At 68.2% G+C, this 21,677-nt stretch carries 22 protein-coding genes and 1 tRNA gene; 13 read left to right on the top strand and 10 right to left on the bottom strand.

Features of this window, described 5'->3' with window-relative positions:
- Positions 1–4: 4 nt before the first annotated feature.
- A complete protein-coding gene (locus NO900_RS06425) occupies positions 5–1,465 on the bottom strand; it encodes a M28 family metallopeptidase (protein WP_256408384.1) in 1,461 nt (486 codons plus the stop codon).
- A 91-nt stretch (positions 1,466–1,556) separates the two neighbouring features.
- On the opposite strand from NO900_RS06425, the gene NO900_RS06420 reads away from it, so the two are divergent.
- Positions 1,557–1,627, top strand: a tRNA-Gly gene (locus NO900_RS06420).
- Between the two features lie 548 nt (positions 1,628–2,175).
- Entirely contained in the window at positions 2,176–2,958 is a 783-nt protein-coding gene (locus NO900_RS06415; RefSeq protein WP_256408383.1) for an HAD-IIA family hydrolase, read from the top strand.
- Positions 2,959–3,150: 192 nt separating this feature from the next.
- Here the strand turns inward: NO900_RS06415 and NO900_RS06410 are convergent, their stop codons facing one another.
- Positions 3,151–3,843, bottom strand: coding sequence for a hypothetical protein (locus NO900_RS06410; protein ID WP_256408382.1), 693 nt, complete (start codon positions 3,841–3,843; stop codon positions 3,151–3,153).
- Positions 3,844–4,125: 282 nt separating this feature from the next.
- On the opposite strand from NO900_RS06410, the gene NO900_RS06405 reads away from it, so the two are divergent.
- The gene (locus NO900_RS06405) at positions 4,126–4,338 is read left to right on the top strand and encodes a hypothetical protein (protein WP_256408381.1); all 213 of its coding nucleotides are present in this window, start codon (positions 4,126–4,128) and stop codon (positions 4,336–4,338) included.
- Positions 4,339–4,570: 232 nt separating this feature from the next.
- Here NO900_RS06405 and NO900_RS06400 read toward each other — a convergent pair whose 3' ends face one another.
- The gene (locus tag NO900_RS06400; protein WP_256408380.1) at positions 4,571–4,846 is read right to left on the bottom strand and encodes a hypothetical protein; all 276 of its coding nucleotides are present in this window, start codon (positions 4,844–4,846) and stop codon (positions 4,571–4,573) included.
- Positions 4,847–5,163: 317 nt separating this feature from the next.
- A complete protein-coding gene (locus NO900_RS06395) occupies positions 5,164–6,138 on the bottom strand; it encodes a hypothetical protein (protein WP_256408379.1) in 975 nt (324 codons plus the stop codon).
- Positions 6,139–6,473: 335 nt separating this feature from the next.
- Here NO900_RS06395 and NO900_RS06390 point away from each other — a divergent pair, with 335 nt between their 5' ends.
- The 4 genes from NO900_RS06390 (at position 6,474) to NO900_RS06375 (ending at position 9,584) form a co-directional block, all read left to right on the top strand.
- Positions 6,474–7,130: a hypothetical protein gene (locus NO900_RS06390; protein WP_256408378.1), complete on the top strand. Its 657-nt coding sequence runs from the start codon at positions 6,474–6,476 to the stop codon at positions 7,128–7,130.
- A complete protein-coding gene (locus NO900_RS06385) occupies positions 7,102–7,683 on the top strand; it encodes a helix-turn-helix transcriptional regulator (RefSeq protein ID WP_256408377.1) in 582 nt (193 codons plus the stop codon). The genes NO900_RS06390 and NO900_RS06385 overlap by 29 nt, the downstream gene beginning before the upstream one ends.
- A gap of 513 nt (positions 7,684–8,196) precedes the next feature.
- The gene (locus tag NO900_RS06380) at positions 8,197–8,997 is read left to right on the top strand and encodes a DUF6498-containing protein (RefSeq protein ID WP_256408376.1); all 801 of its coding nucleotides are present in this window, start codon (positions 8,197–8,199) and stop codon (positions 8,995–8,997) included.
- 110 nt (positions 8,998–9,107) lie between these two features.
- Positions 9,108–9,584: a hypothetical protein gene (locus NO900_RS06375; protein ID WP_256408375.1), complete on the top strand. Its 477-nt coding sequence runs from the start codon at positions 9,108–9,110 to the stop codon at positions 9,582–9,584.
- On the opposite strand, the gene NO900_RS06370 is transcribed toward NO900_RS06375, so the two are convergent.
- Complete coding sequence (locus NO900_RS06370) at positions 9,581–11,110, bottom strand: KaiC domain-containing protein (protein WP_256408374.1); 1,530 nt, start codon at positions 11,108–11,110, stop codon at positions 9,581–9,583. The two genes, NO900_RS06375 and NO900_RS06370, sit on opposite strands and share 4 nt — an antisense overlap.
- A gap of 121 nt (positions 11,111–11,231) precedes the next feature.
- On the opposite strand from NO900_RS06370, the gene NO900_RS06365 reads away from it, so the two are divergent.
- Complete coding sequence (locus NO900_RS06365; RefSeq protein WP_256408373.1) at positions 11,232–12,059, top strand: NAD(+)/NADH kinase; 828 nt, start codon at positions 11,232–11,234, stop codon at positions 12,057–12,059.
- A gap of 66 nt (positions 12,060–12,125) precedes the next feature.
- Positions 12,126–12,803 (top strand): TVP38/TMEM64 family protein, encoded by a 678-nt coding sequence (locus NO900_RS06360; protein WP_256408372.1) that lies wholly within the window; start codon positions 12,126–12,128, stop codon positions 12,801–12,803.
- 376 nt (positions 12,804–13,179) lie between these two features.
- Here NO900_RS06360 and NO900_RS06355 read toward each other — a convergent pair whose 3' ends face one another.
- From NO900_RS06355 to aspS, 3 genes are all read right to left on the bottom strand, one after another.
- Positions 13,180–13,905, bottom strand: coding sequence for a DUF4382 domain-containing protein (locus NO900_RS06355; RefSeq protein ID WP_256408371.1), 726 nt, complete (start codon positions 13,903–13,905; stop codon positions 13,180–13,182).
- A gap of 1 nt (position 13,906) precedes the next feature.
- The gene (locus NO900_RS06350; protein ID WP_256408370.1) at positions 13,907–14,188 is read right to left on the bottom strand and encodes a hypothetical protein; all 282 of its coding nucleotides are present in this window, start codon (positions 14,186–14,188) and stop codon (positions 13,907–13,909) included.
- A 227-nt stretch (positions 14,189–14,415) separates the two neighbouring features.
- The gene (gene aspS, locus NO900_RS06345; RefSeq protein WP_256408369.1) at positions 14,416–15,720 is read right to left on the bottom strand and encodes an aspartate--tRNA(Asn) ligase; all 1,305 of its coding nucleotides are present in this window, start codon (positions 15,718–15,720) and stop codon (positions 14,416–14,418) included.
- Positions 15,721–16,236: 516 nt separating this feature from the next.
- Here aspS and NO900_RS06340 point away from each other — a divergent pair.
- Positions 16,237–16,536: a hypothetical protein gene (locus NO900_RS06340; protein WP_256408368.1), complete on the top strand. Its 300-nt coding sequence runs from the start codon at positions 16,237–16,239 to the stop codon at positions 16,534–16,536.
- Between the two features lie 16 nt (positions 16,537–16,552).
- Here NO900_RS06340 and larC read toward each other — a convergent pair whose 3' ends face one another.
- Together larC and NO900_RS06330 are read right to left on the bottom strand one after the other, a co-directional pair.
- Positions 16,553–17,926, bottom strand: a complete 1,374-nt coding sequence (gene larC, locus NO900_RS06335) for a nickel pincer cofactor biosynthesis protein LarC (RefSeq protein ID WP_256408367.1) — start codon at positions 17,924–17,926, stop codon at positions 16,553–16,555.
- A 79-nt stretch (positions 17,927–18,005) separates the two neighbouring features.
- Positions 18,006–18,194, bottom strand: coding sequence for a hypothetical protein (locus tag NO900_RS06330; protein ID WP_256408366.1), 189 nt, complete (start codon positions 18,192–18,194; stop codon positions 18,006–18,008).
- 228 nt (positions 18,195–18,422) lie between these two features.
- Between NO900_RS06330 and NO900_RS06325 the strand changes: the two genes are divergently transcribed.
- The 3 genes from NO900_RS06325 (at position 18,423) to NO900_RS06315 (ending at position 21,623) form a co-directional block, all read left to right on the top strand.
- Entirely contained in the window at positions 18,423–20,642 is a 2,220-nt protein-coding gene (locus NO900_RS06325; RefSeq protein WP_256408365.1) for a CDC48 family AAA ATPase, read from the top strand.
- A gap of 68 nt (positions 20,643–20,710) precedes the next feature.
- Positions 20,711–21,241, top strand: coding sequence for a DUF5815 family protein (locus NO900_RS06320; protein ID WP_256408364.1), 531 nt, complete (start codon positions 20,711–20,713; stop codon positions 21,239–21,241).
- Positions 21,242–21,407: 166 nt separating this feature from the next.
- Positions 21,408–21,623, top strand: a complete 216-nt coding sequence (locus NO900_RS06315; RefSeq protein ID WP_256408363.1) for a hypothetical protein — start codon at positions 21,408–21,410, stop codon at positions 21,621–21,623.
- Positions 21,624–21,677: the final 54 nt, after the last annotated feature.

Below are 21,677 nucleotides of genomic sequence, written 5' to 3'. Positions count from 1 at the left end.
CGCGCTACGGCCAGTCGTCGGGCCAGAGGTCGGCCGCGCGCATCCCCGTCTCGAAGTCCGCGTCGCGGAACGCCCGGACGAGGTCGTCGCGGTCGAGCCGGGGGACGTCGCGTTCGGGGGCCGCGAACTCGCAGACGAGCAGCGCCGTCAGCATCGCGTGCTCCCGGACGTTGCGGTCGTCGACCTTGTCGCGCGTGTCAGCGTGCGTGTGACCCCACCCCCGGCCGCGGTCGCCGGAGTCGCTGTGGAGCTGAAGCGCCGGCACCCCGCGGCGGACGAACGGCCACTGGTCGGAGAACGGGTGCGGCTCCGCGTCGACCGCGATCGGCTGCCGGGTCGCGGCCGACACAGACACCGCGACCGACGCGGCCGCGTCGGAGGCGTGCGCGAGCGCGACGAGGTCGCGGTGGCGCCCCGCGCCGTCGACGTTGATCACGCCGCGCACCCGGTCGAGGTCGACCGTCTCGGCCAGGTGTTCCGCGCCGAGCAGCCCGACCTCTTCGGCGCCGACGGCAACGACGTCGACGCCGATCGGGAGGTCGGCCTCGGTCAGGACCCGCGCCGCGGTCGCGACGGTCGCGATCCCGCAGCCGTTGTCGAGCGCCCCCTCGGCGATGTCGTGGCCGTCGTAGTGCGCGAGCAGCAGGAGCCGCTCCTCGGTGTCCGGCCCCGCGCGGCCGACGACGTTCCGGCTCTCCCCGCGCTCGGTCCTCGCCTCGACCGCGATCTCGGCCTCGGCGGCGACGTCCGTCGCCCCGCTCGTCCCGGCCGCGCCGCGGCCGCCGCCCGCACCGGCCGCGCACTCCCGGAGCCACGCGCCGGTCTCCTTGGAGACGCCGACGGCGACCGCGTCGGCCTCCCCGCCGAACGTTAGCGACCCGGTCGGCGGAAGCTGCCCGTCGAGGTGGTTGACGAAGACGAAGCCGACCGCGCCCGCGTCGACCGCGTACCCGAACTTCTCCATCCGGTGGACGAACCGCCCGCCCGAGGGCGTCGTCGTCGAGGCGACCGCGATCCGCCCCTCCACGTCGCGCTCGTCGACCTCGGCCGGGGTGCCGTACCCGACGTCGACGAGCTCGCCCGAGACTTCGCCGGAGGGCGAGTACGGGAGCGCGATCGACTCGAACTCGCGGGCGGTCGCCCCGCCCTCGCCGTTCCGACTCGGGATCCGGACCCGCAACTCGGCGCCCCCGCGCTCCCACGCGTCCAGTTCGAACGGCTCGGTGTCGACGTCGGCGAGGCCAGCGCGCTCGAACGCCTCGGCGACGACCCCCGCAGCCCGGCGCTCCCCGTCGCCGCCGGCCATGCGGCTCCCGATCGCGGTGAGGTCGGTGAGGAGGCGCCACGGCTCGTCGTCGGTCCACGTCCGGCCGAGCGCGGGGGCCAGCGCGTCGCGGCGCTCGCGGACGCGCTCGACGGCCTCCGGATCGGCGGCCACGTCGGCTTCGGTCGGCTGCGAGTGCATGCCGTCGACTGCCGGGGCTGCCTGTTAAGCGTGTGGCTCCCGGCACCGGAAACGCTACGTTGAAGTATGGCGGTCGGATATCTCGGACCGAGCACCGTTGGTCCAGTGGTAGGACATTAGCTTCCCAAGCTAATAGCCCGGGTTCAATTCCCGGACGGTGCATTCCTGCGGCGAACAACGACGTGAGCCGCAGGAATCAGCAGGGGAATTGAACCCTATCAGTCGCGCGCAGCGAGCCGTGCGAGCACGTCTGATTCCGGTTCAATTCCCGGACGGTGCACTTCCGGCTGACTTCGTCAGCCGACGGTCGCCTCGCTTCGCTCGGCGAACTCCCTTCGGTCGTGCGCCGTCCGTACCCCCGCTCGCAAGCTCGCGGGGGTCCCGGACGGTGCATTCTCGCGGCGAGCAATCCGCGAGCCACAGTCACTGATTCGGTCTCGGTACCGTTCGATTCCTCGAACACGTTCCGGTCTGAAACGGTCCTTCACCGAATCCTGCGAATCAGCCGTCGATATTTCCACCAGCTCGAAGGGATGTTCTGATAGCCGTGCGAGATGCGGGGCGCGAGTCGGGAGAGTGCGAACTACGCCAGTGCGATCGGTATGTCATTCCATCCGACGAGCGCTGTCGTCTGGATCTCCGACTACGGAGTCGCGTCGCGAATATTCAAGTCGACTGCACACGTCGTTTCCGGTGGAATTTCACGGAGAATGTCCACCGCACAGGAACAGTACGACACATGGTTGCTCGACATGGATGGTGTGCTGATGCACGAGGAAACCGCTCTTCCCGGAGCCGAGGAGTTCATCGATCGCCTCCGGGAGCGGGAGCGGCAGTTTCTCGTGCTTACGAACAACTCGATCTACACTCGGCGCGACCTAGCGGCTCGCCTCGCAGAAGCCGGACTTGATGTCCCGAAGAAACGGATCTGGACCTCAGCTGTAGCTACAGCGCGGTTTCTATCGAACCAAGCGCCGGAAGCGTCGGCGTTCGTCATCGGTGAGGCGGGGCTGAAGACGGCGCTTCACGATGTAGGCTACACGCTTACTGATGCCGACCCGGACTTTGTCGTTCTGGGCGAGAGCCGCACGTACTCGTTTCAGAACATAACGGAGGCTGTCCGTCTACTTGACGGAGGAGCTCGGTTCGTTGTTACGAATCCGGACGCGACGGCGCCCTCACCAGAGGGTCCACTTCCGGCTACCGGCTCAGTCGCCGCGTTGCTTACGAAGGCTACCGGCAAGGAACCGTACTCCATCGGCAAGCCCAATCCGATCATGATCCGAAGTGGATTGAACCGGATCGGGGCTCACTCCGAATCCACGGCGATGGTTGGCGATCGAATGGACACGGACGTTGTGGCCGGCATAGAGGCCGGTCTAACAACCTACCTCGTGCTCACCGGATCCACCGAGCGGAACGAAATCACAGAGTTCGCGTACCGACCGGACGAAGTTGTAAAGTCCGTCTCCGAGTTGATAGAGGCTATCTAAACCACGTCGAATACATCGTTCGTGCTGAACGGACAGCTGACGCGTAGCGACGGGACGTGCGAGAGATACCCTCTGTATCTCGCACGTGGCTACTGACAAACGCAGAGTAGGTATGTTAGACGCTGCTGAAGAGCACCTATCGGTCAAGAACTCATTCTGTATGAGTTGACGAAAGTCCCTCGTACAGAGAGATTACTCATTGAGCGTCTCAGCGGCATGTCGTCCTGTAGCATCGGCAAAGTACCACCATGCGATTTGATCAAGTTCGATCATTCGGTAGTCCGTTTTATCAGATATCCACTGGCAACTGTCCAACACGGCTTGGTCTGTTGAGGCGTCAAGATGAGGAGTATCAGTCGTCTCAGAGAGTTCTTTGATAAACCGTTGAACTTGGATATCGGGCTTTACTGTATCGATGCCCGCGATCATCCGAAGGTATTGAAATGTTCGTAGCCCAACCCCTCTAATCCGGCCGAATCGCTCCTCTGAGTAGTCAGTTGGATCCGCATCTTCCGCCCACTGTTGAAGCCGGTCTAAGTCATCCTCGGCATCAATTTCAGCGAATGTATCAGCTCCAGTAATAAGGACTCGGCGTTTCCGCTGAGCTTCAAAGATTTCTGTCAACGCGGGGCTCTGCTGGTCCAAGTCAGCCAGTTCGCTAAACGAGCTGATCCGTCCCGTATCAAGAAATTTCGTCTGAAAAGTTTCGACGCTGGGCTTCACCTGTGAAAAGTATGCTTGACCGGTCGTCGTCCCCGCTGCATCTGCCAACAACAACAGCGGGTTGTCACCCGTCCACCGGTCTAACTGTAGGAACTTGGTAGCATGCGCAGTATACTCAACTTCTGCCGCATATTCATCGATACATTCCTGAAGATCGGGCATAGATACGCTTTCCGTAGAGGGGTCGATTAAAATCTGTCCGAGACGGTTACTAGCACACTATCTCAAGTAATTTAAAATTTGTCTAAAGAAAATATAGCTTTTGTGCTGACGATGTCCTCCGGTATCGATCAGGCAGTTACTGATAGAACTGGATTAGTTGCGGCAGCATGTGCTGAATAGAGGGCGCAATCGTACACGCTGTCACGTGCAGAGCAATCGAGGGGAATCGGACACTGTAAACGATCTAGAAGGCATTTACCAGTGGGCGAAGCGGTGACAAACATGGACGTCAGCACCCTCCATCGTCGGCGACCGCTTCCGGTCCTGACGACCGTCGCGTTCCTTGTCGCCTGTGGTGTTACGGTCGCATACTTCGCTGGCATTGTTCCCGGTGTCCCGAAGACGCTTCCCGTGTTCACAGACCTCCTGACTGTGACGCTGGTGCTATTCGTATCTGCGGTAACCGTGTGGCTGATATCGCTGTTCACGGAGTAACGGCGTATCCAGTCAGCGTGCCCTGCTCGGTCCGTACGCCTATCGGATAATTTGCATCATCCGGATATATCAGGAAACGGATCGAGCGTGCTGCATACAGCCTCCGTATCGGTCACGCAACTACTGAAGTTGCCGAGGAGCCGACCCGGCGCTGCCGAATAGGGAACGCACACAGCGGGTAGATGAGGCCAAGAGACTCTACGTATTGAAGAAGCATCGTCCGGAGCAGGACTCAGGCCCGTGTTTGGCCGAACATGTAAATAAAAGTCAAAAATGCACCGGCGAAAGCTAACACACCATACAAGAGAAGATACTTCCACGAGTACGTCGAACAATACCGAGCCGCAATACCCGTCCCAACCGCGCTGAACGCCAAAAACCCATAGAATACGGGCATACCTTCTAACCCGAGACGGTGGGCGAGAACTTCCTCTGCGAGGAGGGGGGAGACCACCCCGGCTCCTACGGCGACAATACCAGCGACGATACGCCGGTCACGGAGGGACATGGGATAATTACGAGGGCCGTGACCGTGTCTCTTCTACCACAATCATACGGGTCTATTTCCGCTCCACTCGAACGGCTGGTTCGCTCGATCGCCCCGGCTCAACGGTGTTTTTGATACCGACTCCACTCTCTGTGGTCGCACGCACTCCGGAACGTACCGTCGCCCGATTTCAACAGAGCCGCTCGTACCCTACTCGAGCCGGTTGAGAACGGTCAGCACTTGCAGAATCGACCCGTTCTCGGGCGCGGCGTCGCGAAGGTCACGTTTCCGTCGCGTTCGGTGTGAAAACCGAGTACCGCGGGACGAACGGAGCGTATTTACGTGTCTTCGTCGGTCTCAAACGTAACCGTCCCACCGCCGTCCATCGAAACGGTCTCGTTCTCACCTTCCCCGAACATCACGACGTCGTCGGCGTCCAGTTCGAGTGTCGCGTAGGACCTGACGACCGTCTCGTCGTTGAGATCGATCGTCACGATGACCGCGCTCCCGTCCGACCCGGCGGTCGTGAGTCGCACGTCGACCAGGTCGTCGTTGGTCGCCTCCAGCACGGTCGCGTTCAGCCGTTCGGGGTCGTTGAACTGTTGCTGGACGTTGTAACTGGCCTCCTCGTCCGCGGCGACTAGCTCCTCGATCAACCGCCTTTCGTCGTCGTTCAGGACACCGAGGCCGTCGGTGATCCGCAGCTCGATGTCGTCGAGGGGAGGGAGCGTTGTAATCACAGTCACGTCCTCGCCGGCGAGATCGATCTCGCCGCGCACCGTCGGCAGACAGTCCTCGTAGGGGCGGACGGTGACGCCGGCGGTGTCGAGCGGCCGTTCCCGATCGATACTCTCGTAGTACTGGTTGACGCGCACCGTCACGCGATCGTACTCGTCCAGTTCGGCGCGGTCCGATGTGGCGTCCCAGACGAGTTCGGCGACCCGCTCGCGGGAGATGCCGTCGAACGTCTCGCCGCCGTGTTCTTCGATCAGGGTGACGGTAGTTCCATCGACCTGTACGTCGGTCCGGTCGGCGTCGGACGCGTTGACCGCGACGACACCGCCGCACCCGCTCGTCGCCGAGGCGAACGTGACGGTCCCGTTATCGGACGCGGTGACCGTCACGTCGTACTGCTGATCCGACTCGCGGTCGAACCGAACCGCGTCCGTCCCGTTGGTCGGATCGTCGTCCGATTGCGTCGGAGCCGGCGTCGCGCCCGGCGCGAACCCGGAAGCGACGACCGCACCGGCGGCGACGAGCAACACTGCTGACAGCCCGAGCGCGTACAGCGCGATGCGGTAGTCACGTTCCACGGCGTTCACCCCCGTTCTGGAGGGCGGTTCGTGATGGATTTCCTGTGTCACGTTGCGTCTGCCTCACCTGAACTGCGGGGACTCGTTCTGGCATCAGTGGTGTGTCGCACCGGCCCCACGGGGCGCGAACGGGGTAACCATACGTCAGCGGGGAACGGCTGCACCGCCGACCGTCGGGGGCGATTGCGACATCCGTGGATTGCGAAAAAGAGGATATAAACACCCGTTGGAAACAGGTGTGAAACGGTCGTGGAACGCGTTTCAGAGGTTGTTTCAGGTGTTTCAGAGCCGCGAAACCGTCATTTTCTTCTGACGACCGATCCGGACTGTGAGCTATGCGGAGCGTCAAGCCCTCCCGAATCGCGCTCGTCGTCTCACTCGTGGTTCTCGGCGGCAGCCTCGCCGCGCTCGTGAGTGCTACCGGTGCCGCGTCGGCGATCACGGCCGACGCTACCCACGAGTTCGCCGTCGAAGACGGAGCGCTCGTCACCACGGTGGATGGCCGGACGAAGACGCTGGTCTCGGATCTGCGGACCGTCGAACGTATCACCGTAACGACTGCCGACGGACGCCTCGTCGTCCGTACCGAACCCCTCACCCCGCCCGATGTCAGCGCGACCAAGCGTTCGCGTGCCAAGCGGATCGTGACCGACGAACCCGCCATCGCCGACACGGTCGACGCGGCCGGCGGAGCGGTGTACACGGTCCGGCCCGTTCCCGACGGCGTGTCCAGCGACCGGGCGGCGGTCGTCGGGGCGGATGCGGACTGGCCGTGGAACCGACTCCTCCCGGACACCGACTCCGCGTTCGCCGTCCGTGACAGCGCCGACGCGGACGCGCTCGTACTCGAACGGGAGAGGCGATCGAACGCCTCACAGCGAATGCTGGTCGTCGTTGATCTGCCGACCGACGACGTTCGGTACAGCGTCGTCGTAAATCACGCAACCGAACGGATCGAGTCGTTTGTCCGAGTCGATCCGACGATCGAGTGAGCAGAGAATGCGCGCCCGCCAACGGACAGTCGCACTCGCCGTCGTCGTCCTCGTCGGCACCGCGGCAGCCCTCGGCGTGGAGTTTCTCACTCCGTCGTCGGTCGTGTTACGGATCGGCGACACGAGTACGGCCACCCGCCTTCCGAGACGCTACTTCCTGTTCCGGGACGTCGCGGTGATCGCCGTCGCGGCGGTCGCCTTCGGTGGAAGTCTGACGTACCTGCTCGTCGACGGCGCTCCCCGCTCCGAACCGAATGGCGAACCGGCCGAGTCGGAACCGGGCACCGACGCCGACGACGACCCCGCACCGACGGACGACCTCTTGGAAGCGCGTCGCCGGGAGTGGCAGGAGAAAGCCGATCGTCTCGCCGACAGCGAGCAAACCGTCTACGAAGCGATTCTCGACGCGGACGGGGTCCTCTCCCAAAGCGAGATCGTCGAGCGGACGCCGCTTTCGAAAGCGACCGTCAGCCGGTCCCTCGACAGTCTGGAAGCGAGAGACCTCGTCGAACGCAAGCGACGGGGGGTCGGCAACGTCGTCTTGCTCCGGTGAACGAACGACGACCGTCCACCGCTCCGAGGGGCGACCCACCCGTCGGGGTAGTCGACCAGTCCCGTCGGCAGTTCGCCGTCTAATTAACGGCGCTGGGATATAGTCAGGTGTCGCGAGTTAGAGCGCTCACGTATACCTCGGGTAACCGCGTCCTGACGGCGTCGAGATCCACGCCGCTCAGCAGGCGTACGCGCCACTGCTTTGGTCGGCTCCGACCGCGTGATAGGGTCGGTGCGTCTACCAATTAGTGGCGCGTTTTGTTTAGACTCACACGGAGAAAATAACGCGGCTCTCGTGCCGACTGTACCCCTGTATCTCGCACGGGACATCTTGACATAATGTAGGTATAGCCGTACTGTGCGTGGGTGTGTGAGTCTCCCGTACTGACCACGGCTCGATCGAAATACGCCATCGCCTGAGAGTTCCGACGGAACCGCCCGTCTCAGTTTCAGGCCCGGAGACAAGGTCAAGCAAATTAAGTGAAAAGTATGACGAATAACACGCAGTAGCGCAATGCGAGAGTCGTTCCCTCCACGAACCCTGCTATCGAACAGAAATCTTCTCTCGGTGTTCGTGGCGAACGGCGTCCCCATAGTCGGACTCCTGGCGTTCGACACGTCCGCCGTGGCCCTCCTGACGTTCTACTGGCTCGAACTCGGGATGCTCGCCGTCTGGGCGATCGTACGAGCGCTGTTTGCCGGCCATCGACCTGACCGAGGGACCGGACTCGACGGACTCAACGACACCCTCGCGGCGGCAGTGCAGGTCCTTTCTCCCGACAGACGTTCCGAGGATGCGAACGACGAGTCCTCGTCCGACGACGGCGGCGTGATGGACGAGCGGATCGTGATCCCGCGGACCGACGTCGGGATCTACGTCGGAACGATTCCCGCGCTGTTGTTCATCGTCCCGCTGCTTGCCGCCGTGTGGATCGGATTCGGGGGACTCGTCGCCGGCCCCGTGATCGCCGCGTCGGATCCGGCTTCCACCCCGGCGTGGGTTCTCACCGGTGCCGGCGTCGTCTTTCTGAGCGAGGGCGGCCGGACGGTCTCGGAGTACTTCTATCACGGCGAGCATCGCGAGACGTCCGCTTGGGCGGCTGCCAAGGGAATCTTCTGGCAGGGGTTCGCGTTGACCGGCGCCGGACTGCTCGTCGTGTTGCTCGCGTACGAGTCCGCGGAGGGCAACGCAGACGGCGTCGCGAGTGCGGCCCGCGGCCCCCTCATCTTCACCGCAATCGCCTGTAAGCTCTCGATCGACCTCACGAGCCGCTATCTCGACGGCCGTGACGAACCGCTTCGAGAGCTACTCTGACCGAGATCCCGACAGTCTCACCGTTTCGGGCTCGGTCGGATCGGTAACCGTCTGATACGGCTCCGGGCCGAGTCAGGACCCGTCTACACGCACAACTCGGTCGGTCACCGGTGGTCGCGATCGAAGGGCTATCGGAGCGGCGGAGGCGAGCGCGTGTTGTCCCCTCCGAAACAGAGCGGTCGGATACATCCGTCTCGCCTTCGACCGTGACGAGTATGGAACCGGCAAAAGTCAAGCCGATACTCGCGCCGCTCGGACTGTTCGCCCTTTCGGCGGGGGCGTACTGGTCGGTGTTATCCGGCGTCGCCTCGCCCGACCTCGGTACGCCGCTCGTCTTCTCGGCCATCGCGGGGGCGACCGCGCTCGGTGCCGCGGTGATCGACGCGCGGACGCCCGCCGTCACTGCGGGCGCGGCCGCCGTCGGATTCGCGCTCGCTGCCGCGAGCGTGGGCGAGGTCCTCGGAGCGGACGACTCGGCCCTCCTCGTCGGGGCTGCGCTCGCAACGTTCGGCGTGTTGGGGTACGCAATCAGTATGATCTACCACATCGGGGCGCGCGTACGCAGGGCGCGCCCGAGCGAGGGCTAGAAGATGTTCGCCCGCCCGTACACCGAGATCCCGGTGTCTGTGATCTCGTACGGCTTCGTCTCGCGGGAGTGGTTCGCGTCGCGGATCTTCTGGATCTCGACGGCGAGCCGGGTCTCGCGGAAGTCCGACCCGCGGACGTACTGGAGCACGAACACCGCGTCGGTGAGGTACTCGACGATCCCGTGCCGGGAGGCGTACGGGGTCTCCTGACTCGCCTCGGAGGTGAGCAGCGTCGTCACGCCGGCCTCCTTCAGCGACCGCGTGAAGCCGAACACCTCGGAGCGCCGCTTCGCCGGGTGGTCGTACATCATCTCCAGGAGCGACACGGAGTCGAGCACCAGCCGGTCGGCGTCGAACTCGGCGATGAGCCGGGTGAGGTCGTTCCGGATCGACGCGAGCGAGTTCGCCATCTCGATCGGGTCGATCGCGACCACGGCGAGTCGACCCTCGTCGGCGGCCTCGTGGAACGCCCACCCCTTCTCCTCGGCGGTCGAGAAGATCGACTCGCGCGTCTGTTCCAGCGTGATGTAGACGCCCTTCCCGTCGGATTCGAGCGCCCGGTTGAGGAACTGGAGCGCGAACGTCGTCTTCCCCGTCCCCGCCCCGCCGATCACGGAGAGCAGGGAGCGGCTCGGGACCCCGCCGAGGATCATGTCGTCGAGCCCCTCGATGCCGACGTCCGTGCGCTCGATCGCCGACTCGAACTCGTCGGGGTCGACGTCGAACCCCGTCTCCGTCCCGCCCCCGGCGTCGCCGCCGCCATCACCGAAGTCGCCGAAGCCGAAGTCCTCCGACGGCCCGGAGCCGCTTCCCCGGTAGCCGCCGAACGGGTCGTCGTCGCCGAACGACCCGGCGCCGAAGCGGCCGCCGCCGCCTCCGCCGGACCCGCTGAAGGGGTCGTCGCCGCCGCCTCCGCCGGACCCGCTGAAGGGGTCGTCGCCGCCGCCTCCGCCGGACCCGCTGAAGGGGTCGTCGCCGCCGCCTCCGCCGGACCCGCCGAACGGGTCGTCGCCGCCGCTTCCATCGGACCCGCCGAACGGGTCGTCCCCGTCACCTGCCCCGGACCCGCCGAACGGGTCCTCGGCGTCGCCTTCGCCGGTCCCGGACGGAGCCGGGCCGCCGAACTCCTCCTCGGCGAAATCGCCATCGAAGTCGCTCTCGCCGAGATCGTCTCCTTCGAAGTCGCCGCCGGCGTCCTCCCCGAACGACCCGTCGTCGTCACCGAACGACCCGCCGCCGAAGGGATCGCCCGGACCGTCCGATCCGGCCGATTCGGTCGCGTCCGTCTCGTCGCGGACGCCGCCGAACGGGTCGTCTTCGCGGCCGTCGCCGTCCTTGCGGTCGTCGCCGTCCTCACCGACCTCGTCGTCGGGTTTCACGTCGTCTGCGCCGGCCCCGTCACCGTCGCCGGCCTCGTCGTCCCCGTCGCTCGCGGCCGTCTCGTCGCCCTCGTCGTCGGCCGAGCGGTCGGACTCCTCGTCGAGCTCGCGCAGCGCGCGCTCGAACCAGTCGTCCTCCCCGCTCATCGTCCCGGTCGGCCGTGGGCGGTCGACATGTCTCTGGCAACGCGGGCGGCCGGCTTGAAACTTTCCGGAACCCGGGGGCGAAGTCCGCACGCTTTTGTCCGGCGGCGAGAATCGGTGGCGCATGGAGGTCGGTATCGTGGCGCGGAAGGGGAGCGAGCGCGCGGTGAGCCTCGCGGCGGACCTGCGCGACGCGATCGTCGCCGCCGGCGAGTCCGTCTGGCTCGACGCGGAGACGGCCGACGCGCTCGGCGAGGGCGACCGGGGGCGCTCGGTCAACGCTCTCGGCGGCGCGGACCTCGCCGTCGCGGTCGGCGGCGACGGGACGTTCCTCTTCGTCGCGCGCAACGCCGGCGACACCCCCATCGTCGGCGTCAACCTCGGCGAGGTGGGGTTCCTCAACGCGGTCCCGCCGGGCGACGCCGAGGATGCCGTCATCGCCGAGGTCGAGGCGTTCGGCCGCGGGGAGCTCGACGTCAGAGAGGCGCCGCGGCTCGCGGCGCGGGCGGGCGACTGGACCTCGGTACCGGCGGCGAACGAGATCGTGGTTCAGAGCGACCGCCGCGGCCCCGGCGCCGGCGTCGACTACGAGGTCCGCGTCGACGGGAGCCGCTACTCGGGCGGACACGCCGACGGCGTCCTCGTCGCGACGCCGACCGGGTCGACCGCGTACAACCTCTCCGAGCGGGGCCCCCTCGTGAGCCCGGGCGTGAGCGGGCTCGTCGTGAACGAGATGGCCGCCGAGTCGGGGATGCCCCCGCTCGTCGTCGACGTCGACGCCGCGGTCACGGTGGCGGTCGAGGGCGTCGAGGAGGCGGTCGTCGTCAGCGACGGGCGGAACAAGACGACCCTGGAGGCGCCCGTCGAGGTGACCGTCGAGCGGACGGCCCCGCCGATGCGGATCGCCGGTCCTCCGTCGGACTTCTTCGAGGCGCTCGGGAAGCTCTCGTGAGCCGGTGACGCCGCCGCGACCGAGCGCGCCCACAAAGCGTTTATCCCCCGGCGCGAACCGTCGGCCGTGAACCGCCGGTTCGTCCTGCTCGGATACGTCGTCGCGGGGGGCGCGGTCGCGGTCGCGGCGGCGGCCGCCTGGCTCGCCTCGCCGGCGGCCGCCCTCGCGCGGCTCTCCGTCCTCGCCGCCGACCCGGTCCGGTTCGGCGTCGCGCTGCTCGCGCTGACGGCCGTCAGGCCGTTCCTGGCGTGGCCGACGACGCTGCTCGCGGTGGCCGTCGGGTTCGGCTACGGCTGGGTCGGCGTCCCGCTGGGCGTCGCCCTCCTCGCGGCGACGGCCCTGCCTCCCTACCTCCTCGCGCGGACGGGCCGGGTCCGGGCCCGCGGCGCCTGGCGGACCGCGGACCGCCTCTGCGAAGCCGGCGAGCGGCTGGCCGCGGCGACCGGGGGCGTCCGGGCGGTGACGGCCACCCGGCTGCTCCCCCTGCCCTCCGACGCGGTCTCGGTCGGAGCGGGCGCCGCGGGGATCCGCCCCCGACCGTTCCTCCTCGGGACGGCGGCCGGCGAGCTCCCGTGGGTGGTCGTCGGCGTCGCCGTCGGGGTCTCGCTCGACCGGCTCGCCGCCGGCGACCTCTCCGCGGTCGACCCGACGGCGCTGGTCGCGATGGCCAGCGTCGGGGCGCTGCTGCTCGCCGGACCGGCGTATCGGACGCTCCGCGGAGAAGGGCCCGCGTCGACGGCGTGACCGTCTCGGCGGGCGGGTATCGGGCAGATATCGGGCAGGTATCGGACGGTATCGGGCAGGGGGATCGCGAGCGCGGTGGATCCGCGGTAGGGCGGTCGGGGCAGGCCGGTCGACCGCCGTGACTCGGCGGTCCCGTTCGGGACCGCGACGCTGTGCGGGACGTCGTCGACCGCGCGGCGGTTCGCGCCGCAGCGCGGTCGACACGGATCGTGTGCCTCTGTGAGGACCGATGCGAGCGTGCATTCCCCCGGTCCCCGATTCCCGGGAACCGTCCCAGCCCTGACCCCGAAGCCGCGGCGCCCCGGCGAGGGGCCCGGTCGGACGCGGCTTCAACGGGGGACCGGGGGAGCGCGCTCCGTCGGTCCGGTCGCCGTCGCTACGCCTCTCCGTCGCCTCCGTCGTCTCCGTCGCCGTCCCCGCCGTTTCCGCCGCTCTCCTCGTAGGTGACCTCGATCCCTCGCGGCACCGGGCGCAGGAGGTACGTGCCGTTCCCGCGCCGCACCGGCGCGAAGTCGGCGGTGAAGCTCGTCCGCGTGTTCTCGCGGACCTCGAACGACTCGTTGAACGTGAGCGGGGCGTTCCCCGGGAGGTCGACCTCCGCCTCGTCGCCGCCGTCCAAGGTGCCGTCGACGGTCGAGACGTCGAGCTGGAGGAACCGATACGTGCCGACCGCCAGCTCGCGCTCGTCGATCAGCTGCGTCTCGCCGTTCTGCAGCTGCACGAGATCCGCCTCCTGCGGCTCGTCGAACTCGAAGTACTCGCGGCCGGCGGGCTCGTCTCCGCCGTCCGCGCCGTCGGTCTCGTTGCCGTCGGCGGTCTCGCCGTCGCTCATGTCGCCGTCGTCGGTCTCGTTCCCGTCCGCGCCGCTCTCGGCGCCCTCGGGCCCGAGCCAGATCCCCTCGACGGTGACGACGAGCGACTCGAAGTCGCCGATGTCCGCCGGCTGGTCGGTCACCCGCGTCGCGAGGGTCCCGGTCGCGCGGCCGACGCAGCCGGCCAGGCCGGCCGCGCCGAGCGCGGCGGCCCCGGTCGCCTGCAGGTAGATCCGGCGGGAGACCGCGTCGCGGTCGGGCGCGTCCGCGTCGGGTGTCTGGTCCGTCACGTTACGCCTCCTCCCCGTCGCCCTCGCCGGCGCCGTTCCCGGCGATCTCGCTCACGGTCTCGCCGAGGTCGTCGACGCCGCCGTCGAGGAACTCGTTCACGCTATCGAGGACCCCGCCGACGAAGTCCGGCACTTGGTCCGGGAGCTCGCTCGGCGGGCCCGCGTCGCCCGGGCCGGCGTCGCTCGGGCCGGGCGTCGCCGCGACGGCGCCGGCGGCCGCGCCGGTGCCGATCAGTACCACCGTGGCCAGCGCCACGAGCAGCGTCGTTCGGATCGCGTTCATTGCGACTCCCACTCGGCGCCAGACCCTCTTTAATACCGCAAGCCGTTCAGCCGAATTGCGCCCGATTTAACCCGATTTAATCGCCGGAAGGCGCCCTAGCGGGGTCGTTCGTCGAAAGGCGGGCGGTCGCTTATAAAGAGCGGATCGAGGGGCCGCGGTCGACGGCGCGGCCGCGGACCTCGGTCGGGGCGGGTCGCGTCCCGCGCACAGAACCGGCGCGGGCCGCGTCAGGGCTCCAGCCGGTTCGGGTCGCGCGGGAACATGATCGCCTCCTTGATGTTGTCGAGGTCGGCGACCTTCTGGACGAGCCGGTCGATGCCGAGCCCGTAGCCGCCGTGCGGGGGCGTGCCGTAGCTGAGCGCCTCGATGTAGAACTCGAAGTTGGCCGTCTCGACGCCCTCCTCCTCCATGACCTCTACCATGCGTTCGACGTCGTGCTCGCGTTGGCCGCCGGAGGAGAGCTCCTGACCCCGGTAGATGAGGTCGAACTTCCGCGAGGCGATCTCGTCGTCCGGCACGTCCTGCATGTAGTAGAACTTCTCGTCGGGGTAGCCGACGACGAAGAACGCGGGATGGCCCTGTTCCTCGAAGTGCTCGCCGAGCAGCTTCTCGCCCTTCGTGTCGAGGTCGGTCGGGTCGTCCGGGAAGTGGCCGAACTCGCGCTCTAAGACGTCGAGCGCCTCGTCGAACGTGATCCGCGGGAAGTCCTCCTCGGGCACCTCCAGGTCGACGTCGAGGAGGTCGAGCTCGCGCTCGGCGCCCTCGGCGGCCTCGCGGAGCGCGTACCGCAGCGACTCCTCCTGGACGTCCATCACGTCGTGGTGGTCCTCGACGTACGCGAGTTCGACGTCGAACATCGCGATCTCGGAGACGTGCCGCGAGGTCGCGAAGTCCTCCGCGCGGAACGCGGTGCCGGTCTCGTAGACCGCCTCGTAACCCGAGGCCATCAGCATCTGCTTGTACAGCTGGGGGCTCTGCGAGAGGAACGCGTCCTTGTTGTAGTAGAGGATCGGGAACAGCTCCGCGCCGCCCTCGGCGCCGCCCTTCGAGATGAGCGGGGTCTTGATGTCGACGAACCCCTCGTCGTCGAACCACTCCTCCATCGCCGTCAGCAGCTTCGAGCGCAGGCTGAACACGGCGAGCGTCTCCGGCTTCCGGAGGTCGAGCGCGCGGTTGTCGAGCCGGGTCGAGAGGTCGACCTCGATGTCCTTCGAGATCTCCAGCGGGAGCGGGGAGTCGGCCTCGTCGATGACCTCGTACTCGGTCGGCGCGATCTCGACGCCGCCGGGCGCCTGGTCGCTCTCCAGCGGTTCGCCCACGACGCGGACCACGTCCTCGGCGCCGACATCCTGGACGGCCTCGAACAGCTCCGGCTCGCGCTCCTCCTTGAAGACGACCTGAATGAGCCCCTCGCGGTCGCGCACGATGAGGAAGACGAGGCCTCCCAGGTCGCGGATCTCGTGGACGTGGCCCGCGATGGCGACCTCGTCCGCGTCCGGTTCGACGTCCGACGTGTGGATTCGCTCGATCATCGGTCTGCTTACGCGCAACTGGTCGGGCGTTCGGCATAGGCCTGTCGTCTCGCCGTCGACGGAACGGGACGCCCGCGGCCGCTCCGGGGGATTCTCGGGGGAGAGGCGCGGCTCCAAAACCGCGTGCCATGCAGTAGCATAACGAACGTAATTTTAATACGAAACCGACCTATCGAGCTGCTAACGGCGCCCCCCGCGCCGCGGAGACCGATCATGACCCGTATCACCACCTCGATGCTCGCGGACCGCGCGAGCGTCGCGTCCCTCGGGTGGATCGGGTATTCGGCTCCGGAGACACGGTCCGTCCGGCCGGCCGCGTGACGCGCGTCGGCTGGGAAGTTCCCCGCGGGACGGACCGCACCCCGACTTCTCCAGCCGTCGCTGCGTCGTCGAACCGCCTTCGACCGCCGGGCGCGACCGCTCCCCCTCGCGAGCGCCGGGTCCGTCCGCCGCGGCGGACCCGCGTTCGAGGCCGCGGACCGATCCGCGCCGCGTTCGACTCGCGGCGAGGGGCTCATGGCGGCAGCCATCCGCACGCAGACGGTGGAAGCGACGGTGACCGTTCGCGTCTCGCAGGCGGCCGGCGGCGACCTCGCGGCCGGCGCCCGGCGACAACTGGAGCGCGTCGACGGGGTGCGCGTCGAGGACCTGTCGATCGCGGGCCTCCAGCCGGGGCTCAACGACACGACGGTGAAGGCGGTCGCGACACTATCGGTCCCCGACGCGGACCGACCGACCGAGCGCGTCGCCGACCGGCTGGCCGAGGGGTTCGGCGTCGAACCGGAGCGCGTCGAGCGCGTCGAGCCGCCGGGGTGACCGCGGTCAGCGTCCCTTACTCGCCGAGCCGATCGCGAACCGCCCGCTCCGCGCGCCGGAGCACGTCCCGGATCGGGAGTCCGGTCGCCTCGGCGACCGCGGCCGCGTCGTCGTACTCGGCGCTCACGTCGTAGACCTCGCCGTCGGCGGTCGACGCCACCTTCACCGACACCTCGCGCTCGTCGCCGTCGACCGCGAGCGTCGCCGTCTCGAAGGCGCGCTCCGCGATCCACCGGTGGCTCGCGCCGGACTGGCGGACGCCCAGCGTCCCCGTCTCGCGGGCGAGCCGCGCCGCGACCGCCTCGGCGTCCTCGGGCTTGCAGACGGCCTTCACGAGGTGGCCCGGCCGCGACTTCTTCATCGTCGTCGGCACGATCGTCACGTCCCTGGCGCCGGCGCGCGCGAGCGTCTCCTGGAGCCCGCCGAGCACCTCGGGCGAGGCGTCGTCGAGGTTCGTCTCCAGAACCGCGATATCGTCGCGGACGAGCCCGCCGTCGGCGGGTGCGGCCGCCTCGCCAACGCCCGCTTCGCCCCCGTCACCGCCGTCGCCGACGAGGACGCGGAGGACGTTCGGGCGGTCGGGGAACGCCGCGTCGCCCGCCCCGTAGCCGTCGGCGGCGATGTCGAGCGGGGGCAGCCGGTCGACGCCCTCGGCCACCGCGGCGAGGACCGCGGCCCCGGTCGGCGTGAGCAGTTCGCGGTCGACCGGGCCGCCGGCGGTCGAGAAGTCGGCGTCCGCAGCGATCCGGGTCGTCGCCGGCGCGGGGACCGGGTAGACGCCGTGGCTCGTCTCGACCTCGCCGCCGCCGGTCGCGACCGGCGTGGTGACGACGCGGCCGGGGTCGAGGTCGCCGAGGAGGAGCGCCGCGCCCACCACGTCGGCGATCGCGTCGTCCGCGCCGACCTCGTGGAAGTGCGTCTCGTCGAGGTCGGTGCCGTGGACCGACGCCTCGGCGCGCCCGAGCCGCTCGAAGGCGTCGAGCGCGACCGACTCGACCGACTCGGGGAGGTCCATGGACTCGACGAGCGCGACGACCTCGGGGTAGCTGCGACTGACGCCGGCGCCCTCGGCGTGCCCGCGTTCGTCGTCGCGTTCGCGGGCGTGCTCATGGTCGCGGGCGTGCTCATGGTCGTGGGCGTTTTCGTGTTCCTGAGCGTGCTCGTGCTCGTCATCGCGGTCGTGAGCGCGGTCGCCGTCCTCGCCGTCGAGGAGCACGTCCACGGTCGTCGCCCGGATCCCGTTCCTCGTCGTCTCCCCGACCTCGTACCGGACCGGGAGCCGGTCGGTCACGGGCGAGAGGACCTCGGGGTCGGCGCCGGCCGCGATCAGCGCGGCACAGACCATGTCGCCGGCGGCGCCGGTCCGGCCGTCGAAGGCGAGCGTTCGCATGGCAGACCGGAGGCGATCGCGGAACAAATACCCCGTGGTCGGGGATCGGCGCTCGAACCACCGCCGACGGGGGCGGGCGCTACGCGGCCTCGGCGGCCGCGAACAGGTACAGCTCGCCGATCACCAGGGTCCCGACGACCGCGAGCGGGACGACCAGGGCGCCCCCCGCGCCGAGCGCGTACAGCCCGAGGCCGAGGAGCGCGCCGACCGCGAGGAAGGCGACCCGCGAGAGCAGCGAGCGCATGGGGTCCGAGAGCGATTCGAGCACGCCGGAAAATCGCCTCGAACGGACAAAAACGGTGCGCCGAACCGGGCGTCGATCGACGGCGAAAACGCACGCTTACGACGGCGTTTTAAGTCGGGGGTCCGTACCGTGCCATATGATGACACAGTCCGCCGCGGCCGCCGATTCTCCCGGACGGATCGGCGGCGCCGACACGGGCAACAGGCTTATTCCCGAACCGGAAGGAGATACGGGTAACCCCCGCGAGGAACCATGAACGAAGTCCAACTCGAAGTGGCGAAGGCGTACCCGAACGACTCGGGGCGCGGCATCGCCCGGCTCGACCCCGACACGCTGTTGCACCTCAAGCTCTCGCCCGGCGACATCATCGAGATCGAGGGCGCGGAGACCACCGCGGCGAAGGTCTGGCGCGCCGACCGTCAGGACTGGAACACCGACACGGTCCGCGTCGACGGCTTCACCCGCCAGAACGCCGACGTCGGTATCGGCGAGCGCGTGACCATCCGGAAGGCCGAGGCCGAGAAGGCCGACAAGCTCGTCCTGGCCCCGCCCGAGGAGGCGTCGGTCCAGTTCGGCTCCGACGCGGCCGGCATGGTGAAGCGCCAGATCCTCAAGCGGCCGGTCGTCGAGCGCGACATCGTCCCGGTGATGTCGTCGACGAACCACCCGTTCATGCGGTCGCCGGGACAGGCGATCCCGCTGATCGCGGTGGAGACCGAGCCCGACGGCGTCTGCCTGATCACCGAGGACACCGAGGTCGAGCTCCGCGAGGAGCCGATCTCCGGGTTCGAGAAGACGGGCGGCGGGATCACCTACGAGGACATCGGCGGCCTCCAGAACGAGATCCAGCGCGTCCGGGAGATGGTCGAGCTGCCGATGAAACACCCGCAGATCTTCTCGAAGCTCGGGATCGAGCCGCCGCAGGGCGTCCTCCTGCACGGCCCGCCGGGCACCGGGAAGACCCTGCTCGCGAAGGCCGTCGCCAACGAGACGTCGGCGTCGTTCTTCTCGATCGCCGGCCCCGAGATCATCTCGAAGTACTACGGCGAGTCCGAACAGCAGCTCCGCGAGATCTTCGAGGACGCGAAAGAGGAGAGCCCGAGCATCATCTTCATCGACGAGCTCGACTCGATCGCGCCCAAGCGCGAGGACGTCACCGGCGAGGTCGAGCGCCGCGTCGTCGCCCAGCTGCTGACGATGATGGACGGGCTGGAGACGCGCGGGCAGGTGGTCGTCATCGGCGCGACCAACCGCGTCGACAGCGTCGACCCCGCGCTCCGCCGCCCGGGGCGGTTCGACCGCGAGATCGAGATCGGCGTCCCGGACGAGACCGGCCGCAAGGAGATCCTCCAGATCCACACGCGCGGGATGCCGCTCTCCGACGACGTCAGCCTCGACCACCTCGCCGACGAGACGCACGGCTTCGTCGGCGCCGACATCGAGAGCCTGACGAAGGAGGCCGCGATGAAGGCGCTCCGGCGCTACCTCCCCGAGATCGACCTCGACGACGAGGAGGTCCCCCCGAGCCTCATCGACCGGATGATCGTCAAGCGCGACGACTTCTCGGGCGCGCTCACGGAGGTGGAGCCGTCGGCGATGCGGGAGGTGCTCGTCGAGCTCCCGAAGATCTCCTGGGACGACGTGGGCGGCCTCAGCGACGCCCAACAGCAGGTCCAGGAGTCCGTCGAGTGGCCCCTCACCTCCCCGGAGAAGTTCGACCGGATGGGCGTCGACGCCCCGAAGGGCGTCCTGCTGTACGGCCCGCCGGGCACCGGGAAGACCCTGATGGCGAAGGCCGTCGCCAACGAGACGAACGCGAACTTCATCTCGGTGCGGGGGCCGCAGCTGCTCTCGAAGTGGGTCGGCGAGTCGGAGAAGGCGATCCGGCAGACCTTCCGGAAGGCCCGGCAGGTGAGCCCGACGATCATCTTCTTCGACGAGCTCGACAGCCTCGCGCCCTCGCGCGGGCAGGAGATGGGGAACAACGTCTCCGAGCGCGTCGTCAACCAGCTGCTCACCGAGCTCGACGGCCTGGAGGACATGGGCGACGTGATGGTGATCGGCGCCACCAACCGCCCGGACATGATCGACCCCGCGCTGCTGCGTTCGGGCCGGTTCGACCGGCTCGTGATGATCGGTCAACCCGACCAGGAGGGCCGCGAGCAGATCCTCGACATCCACACGCAGGACACGCCGCTCGCGCCCGACGTGAGCCTCCGCGAGGTCGCGGAGATCACCGACGGCTACGTCGGCTCCGACCTGGAGGGGATCGCCCGCGAGGCCGCCATCGAGGCGCTGCGCGACGACGACGACGCCGAGGAGGTCGAGATGAAGCACTTCCGGCGCGCCATGGAGTCGGTGCGGCCGACCGTCAACGACGACATCCTCTCGTACTACGAGGAGATCGAACAGCAGTTCGGCGGCGGCGGCGAGACGCTCCGGGACACCGGCGGCCGGATCGGGTTCCAGTAGCCCCGCCGTCCCGGGTCCGATCGGTCGCGTTCCGCGCCTTTTAACCCCGGCAGCGACCAAGCGAGCCCATGTCCCAGCCGCGCGTCCCGGGCGACGAGAACACGCTGGAGCTGCCCTGCGGGCGGACGATGGCGGCCGGCGAGCTGGACCTCGGGATGCGCGAGTTCGAGTGCGACTGCGGCGAGACGCACGCGGTCGTGATGGACGTGCACCCGCCCGAGCGGTTCCTCCCCGACTTCCTCGTCGAGGTGCTCCGCGAGGCAATCGAGACGACCAGCGAGGAGATGCCGGAGTTCGACACGCCGCACCTGCTCGGCGTCGTGTTAGAGGAGTTCCCCGAGGCCGTCGTCGCCTACGACGCCAGCGAGAACGCGGACGTGGGGTACGCGATGGCGTGGGTGACCGACTTCGACTCCCGGCGCCTCCACGAGGTCGTCGTCGAGCTGGTCGTCGAGCTGATGGAACACGCCGTGAGCCACGCCGACGACGACGAGGCGCTCTCGGCGTTCGAGCGGGAGATGGTCGAGTTCGACGTGAGCGAGTTCGTCGAGCAGTACCGCGCCGAGCGCGACCTCGAGGCCGAGGACCCGTACGCCTGACGACCAGCACGCTTGACGGCCCGAGCGGGGGCGTGGGATCGGCGACGGGACGGTCGGCGCGCGCCGCCGAAACTCCGGAGAACGCGCGTTTCAGCCGCCGTGTCAGACGTTTGTCCGACTCCTGTCTCACTGAATCATATACGTGCGGCTCCCGTACGTAAGACACATGAGTGCCGGCGAATACGACCGATACGACCGAATTCGCGGCGTGCTCGCCGAGGCCGACGAGCCGCTGACGGCGCGGGAGATCCTCGCGCTCGCCGACGAGTGCGAGGAGCTCGACAGCCCGCACCGCGTGGCGACCGTGCTCGGCCGGTGGGCGGAGCGCGGCGAGGTCGAGGTCATCGCGGACCGCCCCTACCGGTACCGACTGGCGACCTGAGCGCCGCCCGCGCCGACGGCCGGCGGTCGGTCGCGGCGAGAGGCGAGCGTCGGG

The sequence above is a fragment of the Halorubrum rutilum genome (assembly GCF_024494565.1).
This window is presented reverse-complemented; position numbering and strand designations above follow the sequence as displayed.

Coding starts and splice junctions, on each gene's coding strand:
- NO900_RS06380 (WP_256408376.1), top strand. CDS start 8,197: ATGCGAGAGTCGTTCCCTCCACGAACCCTGCTATCGAACAGAAATCTT.
- NO900_RS06405 (WP_256408381.1), top strand. CDS start 4,126: ATGGACGTCAGCACCCTCCATCGTCGGCGACCGCTTCCGGTCCTGACG.
- larC (WP_256408367.1), bottom strand. CDS start 17,926: ATGCGAACGCTCGCCTTCGACGGCCGGACCGGCGCCGCCGGCGACATG.
- NO900_RS06410 (WP_256408382.1), bottom strand. CDS start 3,843: ATGCCCGATCTTCAGGAATGTATCGATGAATATGCGGCAGAAGTTGAG.
- NO900_RS06325 (WP_256408365.1), top strand. CDS start 18,423: ATGAACGAAGTCCAACTCGAAGTGGCGAAGGCGTACCCGAACGACTCG.
- NO900_RS06315 (WP_256408363.1), top strand. CDS start 21,408: ATGAGTGCCGGCGAATACGACCGATACGACCGAATTCGCGGCGTGCTC.
- NO900_RS06365 (WP_256408373.1), top strand. CDS start 11,232: ATGGAGGTCGGTATCGTGGCGCGGAAGGGGAGCGAGCGCGCGGTGAGC.
- NO900_RS06400 (WP_256408380.1), bottom strand. CDS start 4,846: ATGTCCCTCCGTGACCGGCGTATCGTCGCTGGTATTGTCGCCGTAGGA.
- NO900_RS06320 (WP_256408364.1), top strand. CDS start 20,711: ATGTCCCAGCCGCGCGTCCCGGGCGACGAGAACACGCTGGAGCTGCCC.
- aspS (WP_256408369.1), bottom strand. CDS start 15,720: ATGATCGAGCGAATCCACACGTCGGACGTCGAACCGGACGCGGACGAG.
- NO900_RS06390 (WP_256408378.1), top strand. CDS start 6,474: ATGCGGAGCGTCAAGCCCTCCCGAATCGCGCTCGTCGTCTCACTCGTG.
- NO900_RS06425 (WP_256408384.1), bottom strand. CDS start 1,465: ATGCACTCGCAGCCGACCGAAGCCGACGTGGCCGCCGATCCGGAGGCC.
- NO900_RS06350 (WP_256408370.1), bottom strand. CDS start 14,188: ATGAACGCGATCCGAACGACGCTGCTCGTGGCGCTGGCCACGGTGGTA.
- NO900_RS06415 (WP_256408383.1), top strand. CDS start 2,176: ATGTCCACCGCACAGGAACAGTACGACACATGGTTGCTCGACATGGAT.
- NO900_RS06370 (WP_256408374.1), bottom strand. CDS start 11,110: ATGAGCGGGGAGGACGACTGGTTCGAGCGCGCGCTGCGCGAGCTCGAC.
- NO900_RS06340 (WP_256408368.1), top strand. CDS start 16,237: ATGGCGGCAGCCATCCGCACGCAGACGGTGGAAGCGACGGTGACCGTT.